Here is a 4,286-nt window from a genome sequence, read left to right on the forward strand (position 1 = left end):
AGTGGTGGGTCTCACGGTGATAACCAACCACTTTCTGTGGCTGTGTTCAAAATGAACACGACCACATCTTGTGGATGAATTTGAACCAATCCACAAAATCAATGGGATTTACAAGAAAAATACCACGGCATGTAGAATGCGTCAAGAGGGTTTTGAAAAATTTATTGAAGTGAAGCAAGAAAAGTATGACACATCTTGTAGCTTTAGGAAAAAATACGCTATGTGAATCAGAACAAACCCCATTTTCTGTCTGCGGTAGATCTTTCTATTGCCGGCAGCAACAGGATGTTGCTTTTTTGACCATTGTCTAACAATCGATGCAAAAAAATGCAGGGGCAAAACCCCTCAGATGGTTAGGCAAAACAAATTCACAAAGTAAAAATAGCACTCCCACCGGGCGTTGCCAAGCAGAAACAGACAAGTTTACAGGGACGAAATTTTTTCGATGCGGGAAACGTTTTGCCTCCTCTATGCCGCAGGGGAAGCTCCAATAACGAAATCTTTTTCAAAATCTCCGAAAATGCCTAAACTCCTTGACAGAGGAGACGGCAGGGCGTATTATTTTGGCAGAAGGACCGCTGAGAAGCGGCTTTTTATAGAATGGAAAGTTAGTTTTACCTAACTCAAAACTCTGCCCTATACGAAGAAATATATCTCTTCTATTTACAGGTGGAAAATAAATAGAGAAGGAACGTATCACGATGAAAATCTACACATTTGGTGCAGAGGATGCCCCGGTGCTGTTGCTGCTGCCGGGCACCTGTTGCCATTGGAAAAGCAATTTCGGTGCGGTGATCCCGCTTCTGGCTGACAGCTTCCGGGTGCTGTGCGTCAGCTACGATGGCTTTGATGAGACTGAACAGACCGAATTTCCCACCATGCTGGAGGAGACCGAAAAGATCGAGGCCTACCTCAAGACCCACTGCGGCGGTCACATCCGGGCGGCCTACGGTTGCTCTCTGGGCGGCTCGTTTGTGGGGCTGCTGGCGGCACGACAGAACATCCACATGGACTACGGCATTCTGGGCAGCTCCGATCTGGATCAGGCATCGCCGCTGGCGGCAAGATTGCAGACTGATTTTCTGCTGCCATTGATCTACCCTGTGGTGCGGGACGGAAAGATTAAGGCAAAATTTCTCCAAAAGCGGCTGGACAAGTGTGCTAAAGAGTCGGGGGATTATGTCAAGGCTTTTCTGAAAATGTTTGGCGATGCCCGCCCTTATGTGACCATGCAGAGCTGCAAAAACCAGTTCTACTCCGATCTTATTACCCCGCTGCCGGATAAGATCCATGTGCCCGGTACCGAGATCCATATTTTTTACGCCCTGAAAATGGGCGCAAAATATCGTGCCCGGTATCAGCAGCATTTTGCACATCCTGTTCTCCATGAGCAGAACTTGCAGCACGAGGAATTGCTGGCCTGTCACTCGGAGCAGTGGGTGCATCTGGTAAAAAGTATTGCATTGTGAACGGTAAAACGTATCTGGAGCAAGCAGGATTTTGTAAGATCCAGAACCACAAAAATAAAAAGGGCTGGCTTTGCATCACAGCACAGAAATGAGGTGCGATCATGTCGAAAAAAGCAACGGAATTCCAAAGAAAAGCAATGAGCTGGATGTACCGGGGCAAGGAAATCTTCAAGCCTTTGAACACTGGCTGGATCGACGAGAATGTTGCCTGCGTGCGCGAATGGGTGGCGAACATCTTCTTCTACCGCAAGGGCGATACCACCATTATGGTCGATGCGGGATATAACTACGACCGCCTTGCCGAAAAAATGAGCTGGCTTGGGATTGATCCGAAGTCGATACGCCATATCCTTATCACCCATCAGGACACCGACCATGTGGGTGCGGTGGAAGCAGACAGTCCGGGGCTGTTCCGGAATGCGAATCTGTACATCGGCGAGATCGAGAACCGGTATCTCACCGGCGAGGAGCGGCGAAAAGTCATCTATCATCTCTATAAATTGCCGCAGGTCACGATCAACAACGAAAAGGTACTGCTGCACGATGGGCAGGTACTTGACATTGACGGCATCAGGATCGAGTGTTTTCTCGTTCCCGGTCATACATGGGGACATATGGTCTACCTCATTGACGATAAGTACCTTTTTATCGGCGACACGCTGTGGTTCGGCGCGGACGGCGGCTACAGCTTCATTTCCTCGCTGGCGGAGGACAATAAGCTGGCTGTGCAGTCACTGGCGGAACTGGAGCGGAAACTGCGCGCACGTGGGCTGCATCCGCTGTTCATTACCGGTCACACAGGTTGGACGGACAACATGGAGTTTGCCTTTGCGCACAAAAATGAGCTGTGCTCGCCTTTCAAGAAAAGAGCCCACGACCCCAATGCGCTTTACGATGCCTATGATGAATCCGATGATACTGAGGAAAACTCAAAAAGCGGGTACTTGAAGGGCGTGGGAAGATAAGGAAGTGCAGGCGGCGCACCGGCATTCTTTGGCGCGATGACGGAGCGTAATCCGAAAAAATAATGCTGCAAAAACCAAGGGGCGGATGGTATGAGAACTTTGGAATATGGAAAAGAACATGAAAAGACGCTGCTGTTTCTGCCGTGCACGGCGGAGCCGGAGTGGGCGTTCGCCGACTCGGTTGGCCTGCTTTCGCAGGATTACCATGTGATTCAGATCGTCTATGACGGTCACGGCGAAACGGGAGAAGACTTTATCTCTGTGGAGACGACAGTAGACGAGGTAACAGATTGGCTGCAAGCGCGCGGCATTACCCACTTGAACGCGGCATATGGCTGTTCTCTGGGCGGTGCGTGTCTGACACGCTTTCTCGCCTTGGGAAAAATCCCGGTCGAGCGCGCCGTTATTGATGCAGGCATTACGCCGTATCGGATGCCGCTGATTTTGCGCCGTCTCGCCTGCCTGCGTGACAATCTTGGTTTCAGGCTCATAGCGAAGAGCCGCAAGGTCCTTGAGACGGTCTATCCGCCAGAGCGCTGGACGATGCCGGGGCGCGATCCAGTGAAGGAGTATGATGCGCTGGCGGCGTATCTGAAAACCTATTCAAAACGCACCGTCCGCAACATTTTCTGGTCGGCGAACAATTATACTCTGCCGACGAAGCCGGCTGAAATGGGCTGCCAAATCACATATTGGTACGGCGAAGAGGAAAAGCAGGCGCGACACAGCAATATCTGCTTTATAAAGCAATATTTTCCACGGGCGCAACTGCATGAAATTCCGAAGATGGATCACGCGGAGCTTGTGATGATGTATCCGCAGGATTTTTATCGGAGAATCATGGAGTTCCTGACACACACATCGGCAGCTCAAAACAAAAGAAGCTGAAAGAAAGGAAAAATCAGAATGCTCTATCCGCAGCTTTTTGGATTCAACGGAGATATAGGCTGATAAAAATCATCGTTGCAATTGCTTTTTATTTTCTGTATTGGGGCGTATGTTTTCTTGGAACAGGCACGGACAAGAAAAATCTCATGGGGCTGCGTTCTTATCCCGAAGAAGTTCAAAACCGTGTGCGAAGCGACCATCAGCTTGGAAAGGCTGTTCCGAAGAGGAAATCCACCGCTGCCGTTTGGCTCAGCAATCTTTTGCTTTTCACAGTCGTGTTTTCCGCTTTAGGACTTGCGCTGAGAGGCGTGCTGAACTTGGACGGTTATCTGTCGGCATTTTGGTACTTTCTTGCGTTCAGCGAGGGGCTTGGGTTGTTCGATCTTTTGGTGATCGATCTTCTCTGGTGGCGCAACACAAAACGTACCCGCTTCTCTTTCCTGCCGGAGAAGAAATACTATCAAAATCCGAAAAAGCATATCGAATCGTTTTGGCGCGGTATCCCGTTGTTTGCCGCAGTCGCTGCACTGTCAGCCTTGATCGTCACGGCGTTTTGAACCATACATAGTAGAGGAATGGCTGTAAGCGTGATTACACCATCTGCGGCGATCAGGATCCATACTTAAAGGAACATCCCGAATACCGGGACGAAAACGGATACAGGAGGAACAGGGAATGATTTTACAGGTGATTTTGGAAGGTCTTGGGTTGGGGGTCTTGCTGTTTCTTGTCTGTGCCGTGGGCATCCGTAAAGGGGCTGTTGGGATGGTGCATCTTTACAGCCCGGCGGTGCAGCGGCGGTGCGTGAAGCTGGGACTTACAACACGCGAAAAAATAAAGCAAAATGCTTTGATTTTCAAAGCGGTATGCGTTCCCGGCTACATCGCCTATGTGCTGGTCTGTGTCTATGGGATAAACGGTGCGCGCAGCTTTGCGGCGGGCTTCTGGCAGCTGCTTGTCATCT

Annotated in this window: 4 protein-coding genes and 1 pseudogene; all 5 read left to right on the forward strand. The window is 50.0% G+C overall.

The window, feature by feature from the left end; translation table 11 throughout:
- Positions 1-701 precede the first annotated feature (701 nt).
- The gene (locus C4N24_RS14685) at positions 702-1,469 is read left to right on the forward strand and encodes an alpha/beta fold hydrolase (RefSeq protein WP_112092006.1); all 768 of its coding nucleotides are present in this window, start codon (positions 702-704) and stop codon (positions 1,467-1,469) included.
- Positions 1,470-1,570: 101 nt separating this feature from the next.
- Positions 1,571-2,434: an MBL fold metallo-hydrolase gene (locus C4N24_RS14695; RefSeq protein ID WP_112092007.1), complete on the forward strand. Its 864-nt coding sequence runs from the start codon at positions 1,571-1,573 to the stop codon at positions 2,432-2,434.
- Between the two features lie 90 nt (positions 2,435-2,524).
- A complete protein-coding gene (locus tag C4N24_RS14700) occupies positions 2,525-3,322 on the forward strand; it encodes an alpha/beta fold hydrolase (protein ID WP_055186921.1) in 798 nt (265 codons plus the stop codon).
- A gap of 146 nt (positions 3,323-3,468) precedes the next feature.
- A complete protein-coding gene (locus C4N24_RS14705; RefSeq protein ID WP_242983297.1) occupies positions 3,469-3,879 on the forward strand; it encodes an ABC transporter permease in 411 nt (136 codons plus the stop codon).
- Between the two features lie 118 nt (positions 3,880-3,997).
- Positions 3,998-4,286, forward strand: a pseudogene (locus tag C4N24_RS14710) (hypothetical protein); the annotation flags it as partial.

The sequence above is a fragment of the Faecalibacterium prausnitzii genome, assembly GCF_003287405.1.
GTDB lineage: Bacteria > Bacillota > Clostridia > Oscillospirales > Ruminococcaceae > Faecalibacterium > Faecalibacterium intestinale.

Coding starts and splice junctions, on each gene's coding strand:
- C4N24_RS14705 (WP_242983297.1), top strand. CDS start 3,469: ATGGGGCTGCGTTCTTATCCCGAAGAAGTTCAAAACCGTGTGCGAAGC.
- C4N24_RS14700 (WP_055186921.1), top strand. CDS start 2,525: ATGAGAACTTTGGAATATGGAAAAGAACATGAAAAGACGCTGCTGTTT.
- C4N24_RS14685 (WP_112092006.1), top strand. CDS start 702: ATGAAAATCTACACATTTGGTGCAGAGGATGCCCCGGTGCTGTTGCTG.
- C4N24_RS14695 (WP_112092007.1), top strand. CDS start 1,571: ATGTCGAAAAAAGCAACGGAATTCCAAAGAAAAGCAATGAGCTGGATG.